Source organism: Robiginitalea insularis (genome assembly GCF_052497835.1).
In genome coordinates, this window is sequence record NZ_CP199296.1 from 2324492 (window position 1) to 2348928 (window position 24437).

Annotated in this window: 22 protein-coding genes; 16 read left to right on the forward strand and 6 right to left on the reverse strand. The window is 47.3% G+C overall.

Translation table 11 applies throughout. The features are described from left to right. Positions 1–74: 74 nt before the first annotated feature. The 3 genes from ACT6NV_RS10455 to ACT6NV_RS10465 all read left to right on the forward strand — a co-directional run bounded on the left by ACT6NV_RS10455 (position 75) and on the right by ACT6NV_RS10465 (position 3298). Positions 75–578, forward strand: a complete 504-nt coding sequence (locus ACT6NV_RS10455; protein ID WP_445384395.1) for a metallophosphoesterase family protein — start codon at positions 75–77, stop codon at positions 576–578. 211 nt (positions 579–789) lie between these two features. Beyond that, positions 790–1539, forward strand: a complete 750-nt coding sequence (gene truA / locus ACT6NV_RS10460) for a tRNA pseudouridine(38-40) synthase TruA (RefSeq protein WP_445384396.1) — start codon at positions 790–792, stop codon at positions 1537–1539. Continuing rightward, positions 1532–3298: an ABC transporter ATP-binding protein gene (locus tag ACT6NV_RS10465; protein WP_445384397.1), complete on the forward strand. Its 1767-nt coding sequence runs from the start codon at positions 1532–1534 to the stop codon at positions 3296–3298. The genes truA and ACT6NV_RS10465 overlap by 8 nt, the downstream gene beginning before the upstream one ends. 2 nt (positions 3299–3300) lie before the next feature. On the opposite strand, the gene ACT6NV_RS10470 is transcribed toward ACT6NV_RS10465, so the two are convergent. Genes ACT6NV_RS10470 through folP form a run of 3 tightly spaced genes read right to left on the reverse strand, consistent with a single transcriptional unit; the run spans position 3301 to position 5742 of the window. Continuing rightward, the gene (locus tag ACT6NV_RS10470) at positions 3301–4077 is read right to left on the reverse strand and encodes a DUF3667 domain-containing protein (protein ID WP_445384398.1); all 777 of its coding nucleotides are present in this window, start codon (positions 4075–4077) and stop codon (positions 3301–3303) included. A 1-nt stretch (position 4078) separates the two neighbouring features. Continuing rightward, positions 4079–4864, reverse strand: a complete 786-nt coding sequence (locus ACT6NV_RS10475; protein ID WP_445384399.1) for a diadenylate cyclase — start codon at positions 4862–4864, stop codon at positions 4079–4081. A gap of 50 nt (positions 4865–4914) precedes the next feature. After that, positions 4915–5742: a dihydropteroate synthase gene (folP, locus tag ACT6NV_RS10480; protein WP_445384400.1), complete on the reverse strand. Its 828-nt coding sequence runs from the start codon at positions 5740–5742 to the stop codon at positions 4915–4917. A 102-nt stretch (positions 5743–5844) separates the two neighbouring features. Here folP and ACT6NV_RS10485 point away from each other — a divergent pair, with 102 nt between their 5' ends. From ACT6NV_RS10485 to ACT6NV_RS10520, 8 genes are all read left to right on the forward strand, one after another. Further along, positions 5845–6405 (forward strand): DUF1599 domain-containing protein, encoded by a 561-nt coding sequence (locus ACT6NV_RS10485; RefSeq protein ID WP_445384401.1) that lies wholly within the window; start codon positions 5845–5847, stop codon positions 6403–6405. 6 nt (positions 6406–6411) lie between these two features. Further along, positions 6412–8091 (forward strand): BT_3928 family protein, encoded by a 1680-nt coding sequence (locus ACT6NV_RS10490; protein ID WP_445384402.1) that lies wholly within the window; start codon positions 6412–6414, stop codon positions 8089–8091. After that, positions 8088–8840, forward strand: a complete 753-nt coding sequence (gene tpiA, locus ACT6NV_RS10495; RefSeq protein ID WP_445384403.1) for a triose-phosphate isomerase — start codon at positions 8088–8090, stop codon at positions 8838–8840. Before ACT6NV_RS10490 ends, tpiA begins: the two co-directional genes overlap by 4 nt. A 5-nt stretch (positions 8841–8845) precedes the next feature. Beyond that, a complete protein-coding gene (gene prmA, locus ACT6NV_RS10500; protein ID WP_445384404.1) occupies positions 8846–9685 on the forward strand; it encodes a 50S ribosomal protein L11 methyltransferase in 840 nt (279 codons plus the stop codon). 114 nt (positions 9686–9799) lie between these two features. After that, positions 9800–10075 carry an ATP-dependent Clp protease adaptor ClpS gene (locus ACT6NV_RS10505; protein WP_445384405.1) on the forward strand — a complete coding sequence of 92 codons (276 nt, stop codon included), beginning with the start codon at positions 9800–9802 and terminating at the stop codon, positions 10073–10075. Positions 10076–10237: 162 nt separating this feature from the next. Next, entirely contained in the window at positions 10238–11335 is a 1098-nt protein-coding gene (locus ACT6NV_RS10510) for a glycoside hydrolase family 16 protein (RefSeq protein WP_445384406.1), read from the forward strand. 114 nt (positions 11336–11449) lie between these two features. Then, complete coding sequence (locus ACT6NV_RS10515) at positions 11450–12988, forward strand: sugar porter family MFS transporter (protein ID WP_445384407.1); 1539 nt, start codon at positions 11450–11452, stop codon at positions 12986–12988. Positions 12989–12993: 5 nt separating this feature from the next. Next, positions 12994–16440: a hypothetical protein gene (locus tag ACT6NV_RS10520; protein ID WP_445384408.1), complete on the forward strand. Its 3447-nt coding sequence runs from the start codon at positions 12994–12996 to the stop codon at positions 16438–16440. A gap of 52 nt (positions 16441–16492) precedes the next feature. On the opposite strand, the gene ACT6NV_RS10525 is transcribed toward ACT6NV_RS10520, so the two are convergent. Beyond that, entirely contained in the window at positions 16493–16963 is a 471-nt protein-coding gene (locus tag ACT6NV_RS10525; RefSeq protein ID WP_445384409.1) for a hypothetical protein, read from the reverse strand. Between the two features lie 259 nt (positions 16964–17222). Between ACT6NV_RS10525 and ACT6NV_RS10530 the strand changes: the two genes are divergently transcribed. The 5 genes from ACT6NV_RS10530 to ACT6NV_RS10550 all read left to right on the forward strand — a co-directional run bounded on the left by ACT6NV_RS10530 (position 17223) and on the right by ACT6NV_RS10550 (position 22356). Continuing rightward, a complete protein-coding gene (locus ACT6NV_RS10530; protein ID WP_445384410.1) occupies positions 17223–18050 on the forward strand; it encodes a DUF5694 domain-containing protein in 828 nt (275 codons plus the stop codon). A 96-nt stretch (positions 18051–18146) separates the two neighbouring features. Continuing rightward, a complete protein-coding gene (locus ACT6NV_RS10535; RefSeq protein ID WP_445384411.1) occupies positions 18147–18986 on the forward strand; it encodes a DUF5694 domain-containing protein in 840 nt (279 codons plus the stop codon). Positions 18987–19024: 38 nt separating this feature from the next. After that, a complete protein-coding gene (locus ACT6NV_RS10540; protein ID WP_445384412.1) occupies positions 19025–20245 on the forward strand; it encodes a hypothetical protein in 1221 nt (406 codons plus the stop codon). Positions 20246–20367: 122 nt separating this feature from the next. Continuing rightward, entirely contained in the window at positions 20368–20886 is a 519-nt protein-coding gene (locus tag ACT6NV_RS10545) for a 5' nucleotidase, NT5C type (protein ID WP_445384413.1), read from the forward strand. A 138-nt stretch (positions 20887–21024) separates the two neighbouring features. Continuing rightward, positions 21025–22356: a YfcC family protein gene (locus tag ACT6NV_RS10550; RefSeq protein WP_445384414.1), complete on the forward strand. Its 1332-nt coding sequence runs from the start codon at positions 21025–21027 to the stop codon at positions 22354–22356. Positions 22357–22370: 14 nt separating this feature from the next. Here ACT6NV_RS10550 and ACT6NV_RS10555 read toward each other — a convergent pair whose 3' ends face one another. After that, positions 22371–23126: a DUF6090 family protein gene (locus tag ACT6NV_RS10555; RefSeq protein WP_445384415.1), complete on the reverse strand. Its 756-nt coding sequence runs from the start codon at positions 23124–23126 to the stop codon at positions 22371–22373. A 64-nt stretch (positions 23127–23190) separates the two neighbouring features. Further along, positions 23191–24417, reverse strand: coding sequence for an aminotransferase class V-fold PLP-dependent enzyme (locus tag ACT6NV_RS10560; RefSeq protein WP_445384416.1), 1227 nt, complete (start codon positions 24415–24417; stop codon positions 23191–23193). Between the last annotated feature and the right edge of the window lie 20 nt (positions 24418–24437).

The window sequence follows — 24437 nt, forward strand, 5'->3', positions numbered from 1 at the left end:
TGAAACTTAATTTTTAATTCCTGAGGCTCATATAGTTCAGGTACCCTTTTTATATTTGCCCCTTAACCAAGCAAATGACCAGGATATTATTGCTGTCCGATACCCACAGCCACATAGATGAGCGGATACTTACCTATGCAAAGGAAGCTGATGAAATCTGGCATGCCGGGGATATCGGCTCCCTTGAGGTTACCGATGCCCTGCAGCAATTAAATCCACTCAGGGGGGTCTATGGGAATATAGACAATGACAAAATAAGACGGGAATTTCCTTTGGACAACCGCTTCAGCTGCGAGGATGTGGCTGTCTGGATTACGCATATTGGAGGGTATCCGGGGCGCTATCAGAAAAGGGTTCGGGAGGAACTGATCAAAAAGGCACCAAAACTATTTATATGCGGACACTCCCATATCCTGAAAGTACAATATGACAAACGCTTTAATCTCTTACACATGAACCCCGGGGCCTGTGGTATTTCCGGGTTCCACCAAATTCGCACTATGTTGCGTTTTGCGGTTGACGGCAGTGATATCAAGGACCTGGAAGTTATCGAACTAGGGAAAAGGGGGAAGGTCTGAACAGTCCGGAAAGCGAAAAAGATAAGCAGGGGTTAAGTAGAACTTAAGATACACTTAACTTTCCGGCCCGGGGGAAGCCCCCGCCCCCTTACTACAACTTACCCGTTCCCGCTGTAAAAACCAATCAGTTTAGCAAATACCCGCTTCCTTGAAAAAGGCAGGCCAAAGGAGGTCTGATTCATTATCTTTGCACTCCCATACCCAAAGATCTATGCGGTATTTTATGGAATTTTCCTATAACGGGACCAATTATCATGGCTGGCAGCGGCAGCCCAATGCCCTGAGCGTACAACAGGTACTTGAAGAGCGCAGCAGTACCTTGCTGGGTTCCCCTGTAGCCCTTACTGCTGCCGGGCGTACAGATGCCGGGGTGCATGCCCGGAAAATGCTGGCGCATTTTGACCTGGAAGGACCTTTTTCCGAAGACTTTATAGCCCGGCTGAATGCCTTTCTTCCTGCGGATATTGCCGTAAAAAGAGTAGTGCCCGTATCCGATGACGCCCATGCGCGTTTCGATGCGATCAGCCGATCGTATGAATACCACCTGGTGCAGGAGAAAAACCCGTTTGCCCAGGAATCGGCCTGGCATGTTAACCTCCCCCTGGATTTCGATGCCATGAACCGGGCTGCAGCCAGCATGATGACATTTAAAGATTTTAAGGCCTTTTCCAAGGCACATTCGGATGTTAAAACCTATAACTGCGAGATCCGCCGTGCAGAATGGGTAGCCTCCGGGGAGCTGTGGATCTTCCACATCACAGCAGATCGCTTCCTTCGCAATATGGTCCGCGCCATTGTAGGGACCCTGGTAGAGGTGGGGAAAGGCCGTCTGACGGTAGCAGATGTTAAGACTATTATAAAAAGCAGGGATCGGTCCCGGGCGGGGGTTTCTGTACCCGCAAAAGGCCTATATTTGACGGAAATCGTTTATCCGGATCGGATATATCAAAGCAATGGATAAAGACACAGGAAAAGCTTTTGATCTCTTTTTGTTCAGGCGGGTGCTGGCCTACACCAAACCCTATATGCTTACGTTTTACGGAACAGCCCTGGCGGCGATCCTGCTGACGGGTTTTTCGGTTTGGTCGCCTCTGATTCTACGGGATATCATAGACGATGCCATTGCGGGCAAAGACAGGGATTTGCTCTTCAACCTTTCACTGCTGATGCTGGCCGTTTTGGTCGGGCAGGTGGTTTGCCAGTTGCTCTTTACCTACTATGCCAACTGGCTGGGGGAATCTGTTATCAAGGATATGCGGATCAACCTTTTTAAAAAGATGATCGGTTTTCGGATGCAGTATTTCAATAAATCATCCATAGGGGTGCTGGTTACACGTTCAGTGGCCGACCTGCAACGGATAGGGGAGATTTTTTCACAAGGTTTTTTTACCATTGTAGCAGACCTGCTCAAGATGCTGGCAGCATCCTTAATCATGCTGATACTCAACTGGAAACTCGCCCTGATAGTCTTTGCAATCCTTCCGGTTATCCTTTATGCTACCCGTTTGTTCCAGAAAGCGATGAAAGTGGCTTTTACGGAAGTACGGGCCCAGGTTTCGAACCTGAATTCCTTTGTACAGGAACGATTAACGGGGATGAAAATCGTACAGTTGTTTACCCGGGAGGCCATTGAATCTGAAAAATTCAGGAAGATCAATGAAAAGCACCAGAATGCCTGGTTAAAGACAGTCTGGTACAATTCCTTCTTCTTTCCGGTAGCTGAGATTGTAACTTCCATAGCCATCGGACTGGTAGTTTGGTACGGAGGCTTGCAGAATATCGCCAACATCGATCAGGATATAGCGGGAACTATTTTTGCCTTTATCCTTTTTATAGAAATGCTCTTCAGGCCGTTGCGGCAAATCGCAGATAAATTCAATACCCTGCAGATGGGGATGGTAGCTGCGGGCCGGGTATTTAAAATCCTGGATACCGACAGCCGTATAGAGGATACAGGGACCATAGAGGTCGCGCACATGAACGGAGCCATTTCCTTTAAGGACGTGCGTTTTGGTTATGTGGAAGATGAGGAAGTCTTACACGGGATTTCATTTGAGGCGAAGCCAGGGGAAAAAGTGGCCATCGTTGGAGCTACAGGGGCCGGAAAATCCACCATTATTAACCTGTTGAACCGTTTTTACGAAATCCATTCGGGTAGCATCTTTTTGGATGGACATGATTGTAAATCCTACAAACTGGCTTCCCTGCGCAATAATATTGCAGTAGTACTCCAGGATGTCTTTTTGTTTGCAGACACCATTGCCAATAATATTTCCCTGCGTGATCCCAATATAGCCCGGGAAGACATTGAAGAAGCGGCCCGGCAAATTGGCGTCCACGAATTTATATCCAGCCTGCCCGGAGGGTACGAGTACAACGTAAAAGAAAGGGGAAGCATGCTTTCCAGCGGGCAGCGGCAGCTTATTGCCTTTTTAAGGGCCTATATGCGCAACCCCAGTATCCTGGTCCTGGATGAGGCAACCTCTTCAGTGGATACGTATTCCGAACAACTTATCCAACGAGCCAGCGAAAAAGTAACCGAGGGGCGTACTTCCATCATCATCGCTCACCGTCTGGCCACCGTCAAAAAAGCTGATAAGATCCTGGTGATGGAGGCGGGTGAAATTGTGGAAACAGGTACCCATAAATCCCTGCTGGCCAAAAACGGCTATTACAGCAAACTGTACGAGGCCCAATTTATGGCTGAAGAAGTTGCTTAGCGCTATTGCTTTGGCAGAAAATCCTTTATCTCCAAAACCCCGGTCAGGAAAAAAATGATATTCAATACCAGGGACAGCCCAAAATACCCGATTACAAATATGATCCCGTAAATAAAAAAACGCAAAAGCTGCTGCCTGAGTTTCCCTCCGTTAAAACGGGCAAATGCAAAACCCGTGTAGACTACTAGTATTAAAATTCCAAAAAGCGAATAATTCATATAGCTTTCAGGAGATAGCAGCAATAAAATCAGGCTAATTGGAAAAGTAAAAATACTGTACTGTGCCAAAACATAAGTTGCAGCAGTAGTGTACTCGGGCAGGTTAAAATCTTTCTTGTTAAAGACCAGATAGCCTGCCAGGGCCATGATAGGAATGTACAGGATCATAATCAGGGAACTGTATTCCATGGTAACATCCAGTATTTTTCGTCCGGCTTCAGAATCCATCTGCCCACTGAAAAGATCCATCTGAAGTTTGTCTATTTGCTTTTTCATCACAAAGAACAAAATTCCGGAAAGGGCAAAGGAAATGGCCAGGTAGCTCATGGGGTTGACGTACTTCCTGCGGACCCCTTCCACATAAGCCCATAAGACCTGTTGCGGTTTGGTAAAAAGGTCTAAAAAGGTGCGGATAAAGGTGTTGTCCAGGTCGAAGTAATGGTCGTAAAAATCGGAGGTCAGGCCTTTGAAGGTAATTCGTTTCAAAACGATTTTCCCCCCGCAGCCCGGGCAAAAGGCGAAATCTGTTCGCAGGGTGGTATTACAGTTTTTACATTGCATGTTAATTGAGGTCTTTTCGGATCATCCTGCCGAGCTCTTCCATATCCTTGTAGAGTACAAACTCCCCGTTTTTGATATAGGATATCAGGCCGGTTTCCTCGCTTACCACCAGGGCCAGCGCATCCGAACGTTCGGTAATGCCCACTGCCGCGCGGTGCCTTAGCCCGAATCGCTGCGGGATGGAACGCTCCCGGGATACCGGCAGTATTACCCGGGTAGCTACAATGTAATTCCCTTTGATGATGGCCGCTCCATCGTGCAGGGGGCTGTTTTTGTAAAAAATACTTTCGATTATAGGCTGATTTACTTCAATCTCCATGGGGTCGCCCGAGGAGCGGATAAAATCCAGAGAGGTATCCCTTTCGATGACCAGGATGGCCCCTGTTCCGGTTTTACCCATCCGCTCGCAGGCACTCATTACGGCATCCACATCCAGCAGGGTCCCCAGGCCCTCCTGTTTGAGGAATTTAAAGTGTTTGATAAAACGTTTTTTATTCGCAAAGTTCGTGGAGCCGATTACCAGGAGAAATTTTCGAATTTCCTGCTGAAAGACAATGATCAGCGCAATTAAGCCTACCTGCATAAAACCGCCCACCATGCTGCTGGTCATCTGCATATCCAGCAGCTCGGTAAGTTTCCAGAATCCCCAGATGATCACAATCCCGATAAAAATATTGATGGCCACAGTTCCCCTTACCAGGCGGTAGAAGTAAAATAATAACACGGCTACCAGCAGGATGTCTATAAAATCCGTTACCCTGAAATCCAGAAAATTTAAGAAGTCCAATCTGCGCAGCTTTTTGTAAAAGTAGAAAAATTAACAGAACCAGCTTCCATTTACCCTGCATGAAGTTGCTGATGCAGCCGGACGCACTGAACCGCCTCTTTTACGTCGTGGACCCGTAAAATATTGGCACCATTCTGCAGCGCGATCATGTGCAGGGCAGTGGTGCCGTTAAGGGCCTGCCCGGCAGTTATATCAAGGGTTTTGTAAATCATGGATTTCCGGCTGATCCCGGCCAGGATGGGGACCTCCAGGATTTCAAAGGCCCTTAGTTCCCGGAGCAGGACAAAATTTTGTTCCCGGGTCTTGGCAAAACCAAAACCGGGATCGATAATACAATCGGTAATCCCGAGGGCCCGGGCTTCGGACAGGCGCTCTGAAAAATAATAGCGCAGATCGATCAGCAAATTATCGTATTCCGTCTGCCTTGCCATATTTTGAGGCGTTCCCTTCATGTGCATCAGGATATAGGGTATATTCTTGTCAGCTATTAACGGGAGCATCCCGGGATCCCTGAGGCCCCCGCTAATATCATTAACCATCGCGGCCCCGGCCTCGAGGGCCTGCCGGGCAACCTGAGAACGAAAAGTATCTATGGAAATAAGTACTTCCGGGCGAATCTTTACCAGCTTTTCGATTACAGGGAGAACCCGGTCTGCCTCCTCGGATTCCGAAATATCCAAAGCTCCCGGCCGGGAACTGTAGCCGCCTATGTCAATAAAGTCTACCCCTTCCTCCAGCAGGGTCTCAGCCTGTCTGAAAGCCAGGTCCGGAATAGTGTACTGCCCGCCATCGTAGAATGAATCGGGGGTACAGTTCAGAATGCCCATTATTTTGGGGATGCTGAGGTCTATAAGCCTGCCCTTACAACAAATCGTCATAAATCAATACCTTTGGAAGGTTTAATCGGATTGCTCCGAGAAAAAAAGTACTTTTAAGCCCTGTTAAAAGTCGCAGGAAAAGTACATAAATTAAAGCAACCTATGAAGGAAACTTCAAAAGCTTATGATCAGGTAATCGCCCAGTGCCGAAACCTTTTTGGCCGGAAAATGAAGGACTACGGAGCCGCATGGCGCATCCTGAGATTGCCCTCCCTGACAGACCAGATTTTTATCAAAGCCCAGCGGATCCGAAGCCTGCAGGAAAAGCAGGTGCAAAAGGTGGCAGAAGGGCAGGAGGCCGAGTTTATCGGCATCATCAATTATTCTGTGATGGCCCTTATTCAGCTTGAAAAAGGGGTAGTGGAAACACCTGATCTCGATGCAGAAGCAGCTCTGGCACTATTCGATGAACACATTGGCCGGACCAAAGCCCTGATGGAGGCAAAGAATCATGATTACGGGGAAGCCTGGCGGGATATGCGGGTAAGTTCGCTTACCGACCTGATCCTGCAGAAACTGCTTCGCGTAAAACAAATAGAAGACAACCAGGGAAAGACGGAAGTTAGCGAAGGGGTGGATGCCAATTATCAGGACATCATCAATTATGCGGTCTTCGCTATGATCCACCTGGAAGAGAATACCCAACCCGCCATAAAATCCTGATTGCCCATGAAAATCCTCATCTGGTTCCTTCGCCTTTTTGTAGGGATACTTTTTATTATCAGCGGCCTGATCAAATTAAACGACCCGGTCGGTTTTTCCTTTAAGCTGGAGGAATATTTCAGTGCAGCCGTACTGAATATCCCTTTTCTGGAACCCTACGCCCTGGCCATTGCCCTGTTTGTGGTAATCCTGGAAGTAGTACTGGGAGTTGCCCTGCTGGTTGGATTCCGCAGAAGCCTAACCCTGTGGACACTGCTCGGGATGATTGTGTTCTTTACTTTCCTGACTTTCTATTCGGCTTATTTCAATAAGGTAACGGATTGCGGCTGTTTCGGGGACGCTGTTAAACTAACCCCCTGGGAATCCTTTACCAAAGATGTGGTACTACTGGGAGCTATCCTGCTTTTATTCTGGGGTCGTCAACACCTTACTCCTCTGGGTAGCGGGAAGTTCAGGCTGGGCATTACCCTGGCGTCTGTTTTGGCCTGTATCCTTTTTGCAAACCAGGTGCTCAATCATTTGCCATCAATGGATTTCAGGCCGTATCACATTGGTGCCAACATCCCCCGCGGAATGGAAATCCCGGAAGATGCCCCCAAACCGGTTTTTGAATATGACTGGCGCTTTCGTATTAATGGGGAAGAGGAAGTTATTACGACCAATGGGGCCTATCCGGAAGTAGAAGGGGAATTCGTAGGCCTGGACGGGACCCGGGAAATCCAACCCGGTTACGAGCCCCCCATCCATGATTTTACCATTGAGAAAGAGGGAATAGACCTGGCCTCCGGGATCCTGAAGCGAAAAAACCTGCTTATGGTCATTGCCTATGACCTGAACAAAAGCGAACCAAAGGCATTTGAAGACCTCAAAACCATTATAGACTCTGCTACTAGTAAAGGATATTCGGTAATCGGCATGTCTGCCTCTTCTCAGGAACAGACGGAAGCATTAAATCAGCAATACGGCATGTCCTTTCCCTGGTATTTTACGGACCAGACCACCCTGAAGACCATTGTGCGGTCCAACCCGGGGGTGCTGCTCCTGCAGGAAGGGACCATAGTGCAAAAATTGCACTATAACGACCTGGATCAGCTGGAACTCCAAGAACTTCCGGCAGAGGAGCGGTACCTGCAGGCCTTGAAGAAAAACCTTGACAGCATCCTGGAACGGGACCAGTTGTACCGCGGGAACCTCACCCCGGAAAATATGGGTAAACAATATCAGATCGATCAGCAAAACATTGTCTATATCGACTCTATAATCAGTGAATACGGTTATCCCGGCACCAGCTTGGTGGGCCCCAATACGGACCGGGCGGCCTGGTACGTAATCCAGCATTCCGAGCGCATTGATGAATTCCTGCCGCAGATTAAAATAGCAGCCGAAACCGGGGAACTCCCTTTCCGCCTGTATGCCATGATGCTGGACCGATCCCTGATGAACCAAGGGTTGCCACAGCAATACGGCACCCAGGCCATGACCTATTTCTGGAATACCCCGGAAGAAATTAACCTGATCTGGCCAATAGAAGACCATGAAAATGTCAACCAGCGCAGAAAAGCTGCAGGTTTTACCCAGACTATAGAGGAATATGCCGGGGAAATACTGGACGGGGAAGATTACCGTGTTTATACCATGGAAGAACTAAAAGAAATACAAGAACGCCAAAAACAAGCCACACAATGAGAACAAAGATTGTTGCCGGAAACTGGAAAATGAACAAAACGGCCCGGGAGACTGAGATACTGCTGAATGAATTATCCGCTAAATTGCCGGATACGGATGCCGAGGTAATGGTGGCCCCCACCTTTGTCAATCTGGCGGATGCTGTACGCCAACTGGAAAGTTCGGCTATTCAGGTGGTAGCCCAGAATATGCATTTTGCTGACAATGGGGCCTATACAGGGGAAATAGCCGCAGACATGCTGCTGGATATAGAGGTAGATACTGTAATCCTTGGGCATTCCGAAAGAAGGGCTTACTTCCATGAAACGGATGAATTGCTTGCTAAAAAGGTAAAACAGGCCATTGAGAAAAATATGCGGGTCATCTTTTGTTTTGGGGAGGAGCTCAGTGACCGAAAGGCTGGAAAACATTTTGATCTGGTAGCCAAACAATTAAAGAACGGCCTGTTTGATCTTCCCGAGTCTGCCTGGTCGCAAATTGTCCTGGCTTACGAACCTGTATGGGCCATAGGAACGGGGGAGACAGCCAGCCCGGAACAGGCACAGGAAATGCACGCCTATATCCGCAAAATTGTATCAGATGCCTATACAAACGCTATTGCGCAAAAGGTATCCATCCTTTACGGGGGCAGCGTAAAGCCCGGAAATGCGGCCGAAATCTTTTCAAAACCGGATGTAGATGGAGGCCTTATCGGTGGGGCTTCCCTGGTAGGGGATGACTTTATGGCCATTGTTAAAGCCATAGGCTGAGCTGTATGTATATCCGATGTTCCCTGACCCTGAACCCGCCTGATCCGGCTGCTGAGATTTTTATTGCTGCCTTGTCGGAACTGGGATTTGAAAGTTTCGAAGAAACAGACAATGGCCTGAAGGCCTATATTCAGGAGGAACACTGGGATGAAAAGGCTTTTGCAGCCTTGCCTTACCTCAAGCACCCGGACTGGTCTGTGGAATACCAGATAGACAGGGTACCCCTTGAAAACTGGAATGCAGTATGGGAATCCGAATATCAACCCATTACCATTGGGGATCAATGTGTGGTACGGGCTGATTTCCACCCAAAGCCTGACCAATCTGTAGCATATGACCTGGTAATCACCCCAAAAATGAGCTTTGGGACCGGGCATCATCAAACCACCTACCTCATGCTTTCAGCCCTGCTGCAAATGGAAAGCCTTGAAGGAAAAGCAGTTCTGGACATGGGGGCCGGGACCGGTGTTTTGGCCATCCTGGCTGCCAAAAAAGGAGCTTCTCCCGTATTTGCAGTAGATATTGAACCCTGGTGCGTGGAAAACTGCCTTGAAAATGCCCTTGCCAACGAGGTAAAGCTAGCGGAAGTACTACAGGGAGGGGCAGAAAAAATCCAGGATCTTGCCTTTGATATAATCCTGGCGAATATCAATAAAAATATATTGCTGGCTGATCTGCCCAGCTATGCGAAATCACTTAAACCCGGCGGCCTGCTCCTGTTGAGTGGCTTCTACAGTAAAGACATACCCGATCTGGAGCAGACCGCAAATAACTGCGGACTACTAAAGCAGGATACCTCTTTTAAAGAGCAATGGGCCCTTGCTGTTTTTTTAAAGGATACCTGAGAATCCTTTTTCAGAAGCATTGTGTAATAGTATGAATATCTTTGGGTTATAACTTTTTATAAACAAGCTCCACGAGAATAAAATTTTATTATATTCGTAGCAAACCCTCTGTATATGAGTACCAAAGAGCGTTTACTGGAGTCCCTTCAAGTTGAGGAACTGGAAAAGCACCTCAATGAAATAGTCCTCTTTAACGATGAGGTAAATACCTTTGACCATGTGATTCAAACGCTGATCGAGGTATGTGACCACAGTCCGGAACAGGCCGAACAGTGTTCCCTTATTGTGCATCACAATGGGAAATGCACCGTTAAAACAGGAGAGTACGACGACCTGAAGCCGCGCTGTACCCGATTGTTGCAGGCAGGCCTGAGTGCTGAGATCGTTTAGAAGACCATTAGCCTGAATATGCCGTCTGTAGGAGAAATCTTTTGTAATTCTCCGGAATATCTCCAATTTCCTGAGTATCTTCCCAACAACCCTTTCAACTAACGGAATGGGTATAATCGTCTGCCTGTCTCCACTGGCGACAACCGTTTTAAATAGTCATTTATGCCAAATCTCAGAAAGCTGAAACTTAGTTTCAGTCTGCTGCTCATTCTAATGGGCTGCCAGAAAGGGTCCTCAGAAGCCACAGAGGATTTGGCCCCATTAAACCTGGAGGTTTCTGCAAACATAAGTTCGGATGGCTCTGGGCTTGTTACTTTTACGGTCACTGCTCAGAACGCAGAACGTTTTGATTTTTACTTTAGCGACGGAACAACTGCCGTCAGTTACGGAGAACCTGTATTGAAGCAATTTACTACTCCCGGGCGATTCACGTATCAGATCAGGGTGGTTGCTGTTGGTGTGAACGGGCAGTCAATTTCTAAAACCATCCCGGTAACCATAGAAATATCTATGCCCGAACCTCCTTCGGATCCCGAAAATCCTCCTGCCGGAGAAACAGGTGGTTTTGATACTTTGGTGTGGTCAGAAGAGTTTACAGTGCCGGGCCCTCCGGATTCCGCCATCTGGAATTACAACCTGGGAGATGGCTGCCCCAATCTATGTGGCTGGGGTAATGGGGAATCTCAGGTATATACCAGTGATGCTCAAAATGTTGTGGTACAAGAGGGTATTCTCAGGATAAATGCCATCCGAAATGGCAATAGCTTTACTTCAGCTCGAATTACTTCTAAAGGAAAGGCTGAGTTCCGGTACGGGCGGATTGAAATCAGGGCCAAGCTGCCGTCCGGTGGGGGAACCTGGCCGGCATTGTGGATGCTGGGATCGGATATTGATACCAATCCATGGCCGGGCTCCGGGGAAATTGATATAATGGAACATGTTGGTAATAAGCAGGATGTGGTTCAGGGTGCCACCCATGACCCATTGAACTACGGGGGTAATGCCCGCGTAGTCTCTACGGTTGAAGAGGGGGTATCGGAAGATTTTCATGTCTATGGTATCATTTGGGATGAATCTGAAATAACATTTTTCATAGATGATCGCAACTATGGGACCCTGTCGAACGGGAATAACCGTCCTTTCAACAAGCCCTATTACTTTCTGTTGAACATCGCTATGGGCGGTAATCTAGGAGGTGCCATTGATCCGAACTTTACAAGTGCTACTATGGAAGTCGATTACATCAGGGTATATCAATAGCTATTCCCATAAAATTGCTGGATTCTTTCAGAAAATGCTTATTTTTTCACCCGCTTTTAAGGAAGCCTGCCCAGACCAAGGTAGCCACAGTACCAACCCGTAAACCAACCAACCATGCAAACCGAGACTGCAGTAAAGATGAATAAGACCTATACCGTACTGATTAGCCTGATAGTGGCTTTAGGCGGTTTTCTGCTGGGATTTGACAGTGCCGTGATCTCAGGAGCGGTCCGGGGAATTACCGTTTATTTTGAAATGACCGAGTGGATGCTCGGGTTTTCGGTAGGATGTGTCGTTTTTGGCGCAATGGCCGGAAACCTGTTGGCAGGCCCGGTCAGCGACCGTTTTGGAAGAAAAAGTGTACTCATTGTTGTTGCTGCGCTCTTTACGATTTCGGCAACCTGGTCTGCCCTGGCAACGGGTTACGCAGAATTTATAATTGCCCGGATTATCGGAGGGATTGGGATTGGAGGCGCCATCCTCATTGCCCCGGTTTATATCGCTGAAATTGCCCCTCCGAAATTAAGGGGAAGTCTGGTCTCCTTTAACCAGCTGAATATTGTGATCGGGATTTCGGTTGCTTATTTTTCCAATTACTTTCTGGTCAACCTGGGAGAGGACAGCTGGAGGTGGATGCTGGGGGTGGAGGCTATTCCGGCCCTTATTTATTTCCTGGCACTTTTTATTGTTCCTAAAAGCCCGCGCTGGCTGATACAGAAACGCAATAAAGGTGCCCGGGCCCGAGGGATACTGGAAAAAATAGGCGGGCAGCTCTACGCCCAGGCTACAATAGACGAGATTCAGCGCGGGGTGGATAAAAAGGAGCCCAAGGGAAAACTCTCTGATATCCTGAACAGCAAATACGCCACCATCATGATCATTGCGCTGGGAATTGCATTTTTCCAGCAGATTACCGGGATCAATGCTATTTTTTACTACGCCCCAACCATTTTCGAGCAGGCAGGGGGCAGTACGGACTCGTCCTTCCTGCAGGCTATTGTGGTGGGCCTCACCAACCTGGTATTTACCCTGGTAGCCATCTGGCTGATCGACCGCCTGGGGAGAAAGCCCCTGTTGCTATTGGGAACCTCTTGTATGACCATTGCACTGTTGATGGCGACCCTTGCCTTTAATAATGCCACCTACGATTTTAACGAGGCGACCCTGGCCAAAATGAGTAATGAAGAACTGCGTGAAGAACTTACGGACCTTAAAGGAAAGTCTTTTGACGGGCAGGCCGTGCTTTTTGAAGCCGTCAGCAGCCGTCTCAGCCCGGAGCAATTCCTCGATTTCAAGCGAAATGAAATCACCAATTTTATACAAATTAATGCGACCATGGTTTTAATCGCCATCTTGTTGTATGTGGCTTCTTTTGCCATTTCGCTCGGGCCGGTGATGTGGACCCTGATTTCAGAGATATTTCCCAGCAAAATCAAGGGGATTGCTATCTCAGTGGTTGGGTTTTTCAATTCACTGGTGAGCTTTTCCGTTACCCAGGTTTTCCCCTGGGAGCTGTCTAACCTGGGCCCTACCATGACCTTCTTTATCTATGCCGTCTTATCGCTATGCGCCGTGCTTTTTGTCCAGAAATTTGTAATTGAGACCAAGGGCAGGACCCTGGAAGAAGTAGAAGAATTATTAGTCAGAAAATAATACATATGAGTCAGTCAATATACGTATCAAATACAGAGTATCAGCCTAATTCCGCCCCGGTTCAGGGAGAACTTGTCGAAATGGAAGGGGAAACCTTTTACAAGATCAGCAATAGCGATCGGATGCGGCCCTTTTTTATGAGTGTGGTAAGTGACTCCAACCATTGGATGTTTATCTCCAGCAATGGCGGCCTTACCGCGGGGCGAAAAAACAGTGACTTCGCCTTATTTCCGTATTATACGGATGATAAAATAACCGAGTCCGCAGAAATTACAGGTAGTAAAACCATCATCCGCCTGAGCCGGGACCAGAAGGTTTTCCTCTGGGAGCCTTTTTCAGACCATTACAAGGGGATGTACCAGGTAGAGCGAAATCTGTATAAAAATGCTTTTTGTAATAAGATAGTATTCGAGGAAGTCAACAAAGACCTGCAACTAACCTTCAGGTATGAATGGAATTCCAGTAACCTTTACGGTTTTGTCAAGAAGGCTTCTATTGAAAACCATGGAAAAGGAAACGCAGTCATCGAATTGCTGGATGGCCTGCAGAATATTATCCCCTACGGTGTGAATCCGGAAGTCCAGAATTCAAGGAGTAACCTGGTGGATGCCTATAAGAAAAGTGAGCTGGAGGCTAAACAGGGCCTGGGAATCTATGCCCTGAGCGCTATTATTGTGGATAAGGCTGAACCGGCAGAGGCCCTCAAGGCCAATATTGTCTGGTCTCTCGGAATTGAGCAGCCACTTTATTTAATATCCTCCATGCAGCTTGATGCATTCCGAACGGGCCAAATCCTCAGGCAGGAAAGCGACATCCGCGGGGAAAAAGGTGCCTATTTCATCCATTCCCGTATGGAATTGGAAGCAGGAGGAAGAGAACAGTGGATGCTGGTAGCCAACGTAAACCAGGGGCCCACAGATATCGCCCGAATGCTGGATTCCCTTTCTAATCCTTCTGAACTTAAAAAAGAACTGCTGGCAGATATTGACAAGGGTACCGAGCGCCTGGTACATTTAACTGCCTCGGCAGACGGATTACAGTTAACAGCAGACCGCATCCGGACCATGCGTCACTATTCCAACGTGATGTACAATATTATGCGAGGCGGTATTATCGATTCCAACTACCAATTGGAAAAGCGGGATTTCCTGCCCTATCTGAAACAGGCCAATAAGGCTGTATATGAGCAGCAGGTCAGCAAGCTGCAAGCGCTTCCTGAGATATTTGATTTGTTTGCCCTCAGAAAGCTGGCCTCCGGTAGTTCCGATGCTGATTTTATGCGACTGGCCTATGAATACCTCCCCTTAAAATTTAGCCGAAGACATGGAGACCCCAGCCGTCCCTGGAACCGTTTTTCGATCAACACCCAATCTGAAATTGACGGATCAAAAATCCTGGATTACGAAGGGAACTGGCGGGATATTTTCCAGAACTGGGAGGCACTGGCCCACTCGTATCCTGAGTTTATCGACAATATGATCCATAAGTTCCTGAACGCGTCCACTTTTGACGGATATAACCCCTACAGGGTTACCAAATCCGGCATAGACTGGGAGGTGATTGAGCCGGATGATCCCTGGTCTTACATTGGCTATTGGGGAGATCACCAGATTATTTACCTGCTCAAGTTCCTGGAATTTATTGAAGACTACTACCCGGGCCGCTTAATGGACTACTGGGGAGCAGAAATATTTGTTTATGCCAATGTTCCCTACAAGATTAAAACCTATGAGGAGGTACTGCAGAATCCTAAGGATACCATCGATTTTGATCACGAACTGGAAGATGCTATTGTCAAACGAAAGGCTGGTTTGGGTGCAGACGGGGCCCTGATCTGGTCAAAAGATCAGCGTCCTCATCATGTAAACCTGCTAGAAAAATTACTGGCATCCCTGTTGGCCAAAGTATCCAACTTTATCCCGGAAGGCGGGATCTGGCTCAATACCCAACGACCCGAGTGGAATGATGCCAACAATGCCCTGGTGGGCAACGGTGTTTCCATGGTGACGCTTTATTACATGCGCAGGTTCCTGAGTTATTTCAGGGAGATGCTGGATAACTATAAACCGGAATCAGTTCATATTTCCAGCGAGTTAAATGACTTTTTTAACAGTATGTCAGACACCCTGGAATCCCACAAGGGGGTTTTAAAGGGAAAAGTATCCGACAAACAGCGCAAAGCCATTGTGGATGCCCTTGGAAAGGCGGCAAGCAACTATCGCTGGGGTATCTATAAGAATGGTTATTCCGGAGCCAAAGCGGCCGTTTCTTCGGAAAGCCTGATGGGCTTTACCAATACTACCCTGGAATATCTGGACCACACTATAGTGGCCAATGAACGTGCAGATAAGTTGTATCATTCGTATAACCTGATGTCTGTTAAGGGAGACGGTATTCGTATCTCTTACCTGAATGAAATGCTGGAAGGACAGGTTGCGGTGCTCAGTTCGGGTTACCTGCAGCCAGTGGATGCCCTGCAAGTCATGGATGCCTTGCGCAAAAGCGCACTGTACCGGGAAGACCAGTATAGTTATATCCTGTATCCGGATAAAAACCTTCCCCGCTTTGTGGACAAAAATACGGTGCCCGCAAAAGAGGTTAAGGCTTCCGATTTACTCAAAAAATTAGTTGCAGACGGCAACCGGCAGCTGATTGAGCAGGATGTGAACGGGGATTACCACTTTAATGGAAATTTCATCAATGCCGGCTCTGTGAAGGAAACTTTGAAAGGGTTGCCTGACCAATACCAGGATCTTGTGGCCTCCGATAAGGAAAAAGTACTGGATATTTTTGAAGCGGTCTTTGACCACAAATCCTTTACCGGACGTTCGGGTACCTTCTTTGGATATGAAGGACTTGGTTCTATATACTGGCATATGGTGTCAAAACTGCTGCTGGCTGTAGAGGAATGTTGCCTGCAGGCGCTGGACAGTGGGGCTGAAGCTTCAGTTACGAAGAGACTCATTGAACACTACGAACATATCAACAAAGGGATAGGATTTCATAAACCCCCTGCACTCTACGGGGCCTTTCCCACCGATCCTTATTCGCATACCCCTGCCCACAGGGGCGCGCAGCAGCCGGGGATGACCGGGCAGGTCAAGGAAGATATTTTGGCCCGAAGGGAAGAGCTGGGTCTGAGGATTCAGGGGGGATGCCTGCATTTTGGCAAGGGAATTTTCCAGGAAGCCGAATACCTGAAAAATGCTTCTGTATTCAACTATGTTGATTCCGATGGAAAGGAACAACAACTGGATGTTCCGGCGGGATGCCTGGCCTTTACCTATTGCCAGGTTCCGGTTCTCTACTCAAAATCAAACAAGGCTGCTGTGGAACTCCATTTTAATGATGGCTCCGTTAACCGTGTAGAGGGACTCAAGCTGGACACCGCCCAAAGCGATGAAATCTTCAGGAGGACTGGGAAAGTAAAGCAAATAAGGGTATATCTTTAAAAAAGAAGACAAGTAACCCCTTCAGCGGCACAGCGAGTGAAGCTGAAGGGCATTACTGTTTGGTATACACTTCGGCCTGCAAACCGGGAAGGGTTTCCCCAATGGTATTGGTGAGGGTCAGATTGTCTGTATCAATTGACAGTTCGGTGAGAGACACGCCATCTGAGAGCCGCAGCGTATTGTTTTGTAAATCCCAGATTCCCGAACTGTTTCGGGGCAGGTCTTCACAAAAAAACTTAAAAAGCCCACCGGTAATTGTAGTGACAATGACATCATTACCGCTAAAAGACCAGGTGTTATCTTCATTTATCATAAGGGTAGCTGAAATACAGCTAAGTTCATCCAGGATATTATTTGTAGAGGTACCGTCCTCATTAATGTCCTGAGGCGGACTTATCAGCAGAGAGCTCAGGCTCCATGTGCCCGTTACCAGTGCCAGATTTGGGTTGGTTGAAGGCCCGTCATCATTTTTGGAACAGGCCAGGACAAAAATGGCCAACATACAGGCGATCGTTTTTTTCATGGATCTGATTTTAAGAATCTTAGGTCATTTAAAGGTTATGTAAGATAGGGATTTTTAAGTTCTTTTTTACCGGTAAACTTATACGTGATTATCGCTGGCTAGTTTAGTGGTAGCTTTCCGGGGATTGAAAGGGCAGCTGTAACAATATTTCAAATATTACGTCTTTATTATAGTTAGTGAGGGATAAGAATATTTCCTGCAGGCAGTTTTTCTGCCCTTCTGTAACAAGGTTCAAAACAAACTTCTTATAACACCATTCATGGAGTCTGTATATCGCATAACCTTATTATTACTACTTTTTCTTTCAAGCTACTATACCTGCGCCCAGGAAACTGATCCGGACCCTTCCGCACAAATAAAAATCGCCCTGCTCGGAGTCTTCCATTTCGGGGAAACCAGTGATTTGGCCGCTATAAAGGCAGATAGCCTTTTGGGTCAGAAACGGCAGGCTGAAATCCTACAATTGATCCAAAAGCTCAGGGCCTACAACCCGACCAAAATATTACTGGAATACCCAGCGGGACGGGATGATACAATAAACGCTCGCTACGAGCGGTTCCTCAATGGGAACTTCACCCTGCCCGAGAATGAAATTTACCAGCTTGGCTTTCGACTGGCATCCCTTCAGGGCCATGGAAAAGTCTACGGAATTGACTACCGGATGGAGTTGCCCTTTGAGCCGTTAATGCAATATTGCAGGGAATCAGGGAAAGAACAGGAACTGAATGATTTTATAGGCAGCATCCGGGCCTATACAGAACAAGAATCCAGGCTGCTGCAGGGCATGACCCTGAGCGACTATTTTTTAAGGATGAATTCAGATAAGGCAGATATCGCGGCTACCGAAATTTATCTCAGGGATTTATTGGCATTTGGTAATGAGGAGCAGCCCTTGGGCATCAACTTTTCAGCTGCCTGGTATAAGCGCAATTTGACTATCCTGAAGAACATAGCAGACCTCACAAATGCCGGAGACCGTGTGCTGGTTATTATAGGTGCGGCCCACCGTGCTGTACTAAAGGATTATATAAAGGGGCGGTCGGACCTTGATTATGCAGAAATCAGTGCGTTTCTTGCTGATGATTGAACCCTTAATATCAATTTAAACACATGCCGGAATGAACCAAATAACTTCAGAGTAATGAAAAAAAGCCTTATTAGTTTAAACAAACTGGCATTTTTAATGCTAGTGTTGGTTTTATCGGGATGCCGGGAAGAGGCGTCGCCACTAACGGAATCCAAGGTGAAATCCATAGAGGATTATTTCCCCCGGGATCGGGCTGAAGTGTTGGTGGTGGGGTCTTTTCATTTTGATTATCCCGGCCTGGATGCCATGCAAACCCTGGAAGAGGACAAAATAGATGTCCTTAGAGAACCCAAAAAGTCAGAGGTCACAGAATTGGTCGATTATCTGAAAAAATTCAGGCCAAACAAGATTGCCATTGAAGCTTTTCCCGATTGGGGAGCTGTAGCGAAACTTAGAGAATATAAAAATGGGAAGCACCGGGAGAAAAGAGATGAACGCTACCAGCTGGCTATCCGGCTTGCGGCTGAACTGGAAATGGATACCATTTATTCCATTGATGCGCAGGGCTTGTTGAACGACCTCTATGAGATGGACACTACCTATTTCGATGCCCTTGGAAAAGCGTACGATTTCAGAAGTGATGGGCTTTATGATTCGCTTTACACGAAATGGTATGAAGATGACTCCAGGAAAGTAAGCCAAATGCCCCTTATCGACTATTTTTCTGAGATGAACAGCCGCAGATCTCATAAATACGATTATGGATTCTACCTGACCGGCGACTTTAAGCTCGGGGACTACCGGGGCGCAGACATGCTTTCGCTGTACTGGTATAACCGAAACCTGCGAATTTTCAGGAATATCCAGCGAATTACAACCTCCCCCAAAGACCGTATCATGGTTATCTTCGGCAATGGCCATGCAGCTATTCTGAGACAACTCCTGGAGATGTCCCCTGAATTTCATTTTGTCGAATTTGATAGTTTAAAGGAATAGAAACACAATAGGAGCCGACAGCATTATATAAAACGAACATGAAAAATTCATTATATTTCCTATTACTGCTTTTTGGATTGCAGGGATATGCCAGCCCGGCGGACCATATAAAAATGGAACTCCGGTTCAGGGATTCCGTGCTTGAAGTGAAAGCCTGGTATACCACACAGATTCAGGAATCGTCAGATACTGCTGCGTTTTTACTGAACCCTGCTTTCAATATCCTTGAAATCAATAGTGCGAAACTGGACTCTTTTGCCCTGGGCTCCAGGGAAGGGAGGCCATTTCCTTTCTGGAAGCTTCACTTTCGCGATTCCCTTAAACAGGATGAATCCAGGGAAATTTTTTTTCATTACAATTTTGATTTGCGTAAAAACAATCACCTGGATTCGGATTGGATCGAATTGAATGTGGATAAGTTCTGGTTCCCGAAATACGGCGACCTGGACAGGAAACTTACATACGATGTGACCATCCGTGAATTTCCCACTGATTTCGATTTGGTCAGTCATATGGAATCTGAAGTAATCCGTGAGAAGGGTGCAATTCAAATTCGAAGTACCCAACCGATGGACGAAGTCCTAATTCTGGCCGGCAAGCAGATGGAACACCGCCCTTACAGTGATCAAATAACATTTTTTGTGAATCGGGATGTTCCACAGACTGTGATAGAATCTATGGGGGAGAAGGTGAAAAACAGTATAAAGTATCTCAATGAAACTTTCGGAACGCCGGATCCCATCGATTCTTTTAAGGTGGTTATCCGAAATTGTACCAGGGATGAAATTGGCTTTCAGTTTTCCCGGGGTGCCATGATCATTACGGGGACGGACTTTGATGATTACGGGAACCTGTCCCACGAGATCGCCCATTACTGGTGGACCGGGGCTGACTTTATGGAGGAACCCTGGATGAATGAAGCGTTTGCAAATTACTCCATGCTTCTTGTCCTGGAACAGTTCGATAAGGAATCGGCCGAACGCCTGTTGGACCGATATGCCCAACAAGCCAAAGGGGCCGGATCAGTTCGGAGTGCTACGCTTTTTTCCGAAAAGGCGTATCTGACTTATTATGTAAAGGCAACCCTATTGCTCAAACAGTTGGAATCCCGTATTGGAAAAAGTAAATTACAGGAATTGCTGGAATACAGGGTGGCGAAAGGTGTTAAAACCACTGCGGGCTTCCTGGACGCTATTGAAAAGCTGGCAGATAGTGCTGCAAGGGATTATTTTCAAAGCCTCTTACAGGACAAAGGGTAGGCTCCTTTCTGAGCATTGATGACCCATTTTTTCAATTCCTTAAAAAGACAAGAACCACCTTTTTGGGATTGTGGCTTTTGGGGTTCATGCTTTTTTTTAAGTACTTCGTAAAAAATTGTTACATGACCATCTTTGTGGACATGGATGAGGTAATCGCTGATACCTACGGCGAGCACATCCGCAGATACAACCAGAAATTCGGAGCTAATCTGACCCGTGAGCAATGTATGGGAGGGGAGGTCTGGCAGCAGGTCCCGGAACATCGGGATCACCTTTGGCAACACTATTACGAACCCGGATTTTTCAGGAATCTCGAGCCGATTCCTTACAGTCGGGAGGTGCTACAGGCTTTGAGCGGGAAATATGAGGTTTATGTGGCTTCGGCAGCCATGCAGTTTCCCAATTCCCTGATCGAAAAGCATCAGTGGCTGGACGAGCATTTTCCCTTTATTCACTGGCGTAACCGCATCCTTTGCGGAGACAAACATATTTTAAGGGGGGATGTCCTTATTGACGACAGGAGCCACAACCTGCAGGCTTTTCAGGGGCGGAGTATCCTTTTTACCTCTCCTCATAATATCCATACCACTGGGTTCGAAAGGGCGGAAGACTGGCAACAGGTTGGGGACCTGCTCCTGTAAGGCAGGGAACCAAACGGCAGCAAGGAATCTTTCCGGATACTGGGAAGGATAAGATTAAACCGGCTTTAGGCTTACACAACCAATTTTGGTATATATTTAGCCTGGGGAGCCCGGTGCCCCCCTGCCAACCGACCATACATGAAAAATTTCCCGAATGCCTTTATCATCATGCTGGGGGCGATCACCCTGGCATGGGGCCTCACCTTTATTATCCCGCAGGGCACTTTCGAACGCATTACAGACCCTGAAACGGGTATTAGCAGGGTGGTTGACGATTCCTACCGGCTTATTGAGACCGATTCCGTATCGGTAATGGATTTTCTGCTGGCCATCCCGAACGGGCTAATCGGCCGGGCAGATTTAATTGTCCTGATCCTCCTGATAGGGGGTTGTTTTTATGTGATTGAAAAAACAGGGGCCCTGGCACAGGGCCTGGGCAAAATCGTTTCCCTGGTATCGGGGAGGGAAGCAGTAGCGCTTGTTGTAGTTACAGCCATGTTTACAGCGGCCGGGGCAACTATAGGCATGCAGGAAGAAGTAATAGGAATGATGCCGGTCCTCATCTTATTCAGCAGGGCCCTGGGCTACAATACATTTGTGGCAATAGGGGTTAGTTACGGGGCTACTGTTCTGGGCAGCGCTTTCAGCCCTATGAACCCTTTTGCCGTGCTTATTGCCCAGAAGGAGGCAGAACTCCCTTTGCTTTCCGGAAGCGGTTTCCGCTTAGTGGTCCTGTTGATAGCCTTTATAATATATACAGCTTATCTGCTCCGCTATGCCAACAAAAACAGGATAGAGAAGATTGCACTGGATACTCACAATCATAAAATGGATAAAGGAAGTTTCCTTATCCTTAGCCTGCTGGTGGCTACTTTTGGCCTGGTGACATTCGGCCTGCTGCAATGGGATTGGGATATTAATCATTTGTCTGCCTGTTTTTTCTTCCTGGGTCTTACGGCGGGCCTTCTGGGGAAGATGGGTATCAATAAAACCGGGGAAACCTATATTGAAGGCTTTCGGGAGATGATCTTTGCAGGGGTTATTATGGGTTTGGCCTACAGTATTACCCTCATACTTCAAAAAGGAATGGTAATCGACAGTATTATTCAGGGACTTTTTGGTCCGCTTGAAAATTTACCCAGCGGTATTAGCGGAGTGTCTATGTTGCTGGCCCATGCCGTGCTGCACCTGCCTGTACCAAGTTATTCCGGCCAGGCCATTATGACCATGCCCATTCTGGTTCCCTTATCTGACCTGATCGGCCTCTCCCGTCAGGTCTGTGTTCTGGCCTACCAGTACGGGGCCGTACTGATGGACATGGTAGTGCCAACCAACGGTGCCCTGATGGCAGTAATTGCCCTGGGGGGTGTAAGCTATGATAAATGGCTTGGCTTTGTCTGGAAGCCGATTCTGATTCTTATTGGTATTGGGATAGTTGCCATTCTTGTGGCGGCTTATACAGGATTCTGAAAAGCAGCTATTATTTATTTAAGTTTTTCGTTCAAATAAGTTTGTATAGCCGCATCGAGTAGCTTGATTTCTGCTCCCAGTTCCTCCAGATAGATATTATGCGAAAAAAGGTTTTGCTGCATCCCGAAAAGATCCCCGAACAGCTGGCGATCTTTTTTCATACTGATTTCCGCAGCAGATTCAAAGTCCGAGGCTTTTCCGTAATATTTTTGAATGATTTCAGCATTCATCAATTTTGGGGTGATATTGTCAACAAAAATCCGGGTAAGTTGTTTTACCCGTTCCTGGGTCCCATCGTCAAATCCCCGGTCCCTGTAATAGCTGGAAAGCAGGATGCGCAGTGAGTCATCAGTTATAATATCGATACTTTGGGCACCTAACATATTTTCAAAGGCAATCCTGTTGGACTCAAAGACCTGGTATTGTGCCAGTAAGGGCATCCTGGATTCAAAGGTGAGCGCAAAAGCCACTTCGGAACTATCGGAAAAAAACATCTTCAGAGTGGTGTCCAGAACCGAATCCTTTAAGGTATTGAAGGAAAGAACACTTTTTAAAGTTTCCCGGTCCGCCTGAAGGTTACCCTTAATTTCCCTAAGGTACACCAGCTCTTTTTTCTGAAGTTCCCGTTGCGTATTCCAGGTATCTACCTGCAGGGCCAACAGTATCCCGATCATGACCAGTACTACTTCTCCAAGGGCGTAGAAGACATATTTGCGGACAGCCCCGGACCGGAGCAGGCTGTTCCTGATTTTTTTAAAGTATACCAGCATTCAGGTGAAAATAACAAAAAAGATGAAATCATAAGGGTCAAAGGGTGGACCAAGCGTCTACAGGCTATAAGCCTTTTTCAAGTCCTTCCAGTAATTGATCAATCTCCTCCAGGCTGGTGTAATGCAAAAAGGAGATCCGGATGACCCCGGGTTGCCTGGGGATGTCCATATCCATAAGGGGGCGCACCGCATAGAAATCCCCCATCCCCAGCATCAGTTTATGGTCAATGAGGGCTTTGTAAACCTGCTCAACTGGTTTTTTCAGAGGCAGGAAGGACACAATAGGGGCGCGGGTTCCAACCCTGTAACTGCCCAACAGGCGTACATCCTCCCGGGATTTAAAGAAATCCAGCACGGGTTTTAGCAGGCTGCTCTCGTGCTGGTGAAATAGCGTATTGAGCGCTTTGTTCTTTTCGGGTCCTGTAGCTTCTTTTTTAAAGTGGTGGGTGTAAACAGTATCAAAATAATCCAGGATACCCGAAACGGAGGCAATCTGGGCATGGTCCGGCCCGGCGGGGGTAAACATGCTTCGGGTAATCCCCTCCTTAAAGAAGTGGGACTGGTTTTGCATTTTACCCATCAGCGATTTTTTGATAAACATCAGCCCCAGGTGCGGCCCGAAGGTTTTGTAAAGCGAAAAAAGATACACATCTGCCTGTAACTCCTTCAGGTCCGGAAAACCGTGAGGAGCGTACCCAACACCATCAATTACCGTGAGTATTTCCTTTTCACGGGCTCGTTGACAAATTTCCTTAACCGGGTTTACTTCCCCGATAATATTGGAACAATGCGGGAAGGCGAGTAGTCGCGTCCTGGAAGTAATAAGTTGTTCCAGTTGTTCGGGATGTAACAGGCCGGTTTCCGCATCTACATGCCACTCCACCACTTTGATCCCCCTGTCGGCTAATCGGCGCCAGGCACCTGCATTGGCCTCATGGTCCTGGCAGGAAACCACTATTTCATCTCCATCCTGCCACATAGGTCGCATGGCATTGGCCAGTACATATACATTTTGGGTTGTGGAAGGCCCGAAATGGATTTCGCAAGGGTCGGCATTCAGGTATTCGGCCATCCGCTGATAGGAAGTATCCATCTGAGCCCCGGCCTTCTGGGAGGCCGGATACGGATAGTAGGGCTGTACCTTGTTGAGGGTATAAAAATCTGTGAGTTTTTGGATAACCTGCTTGCAGGGGTAGGATCCCCCGGCATTCTCAAAAAAGGCCCATCCGCTCAGGGAAGGCTCTGAAAAGGCTGGAAACTGGGAGCGGATAAAATCCAGGTCGGCTTTCATTAGTTCTATTTTATCAGTTT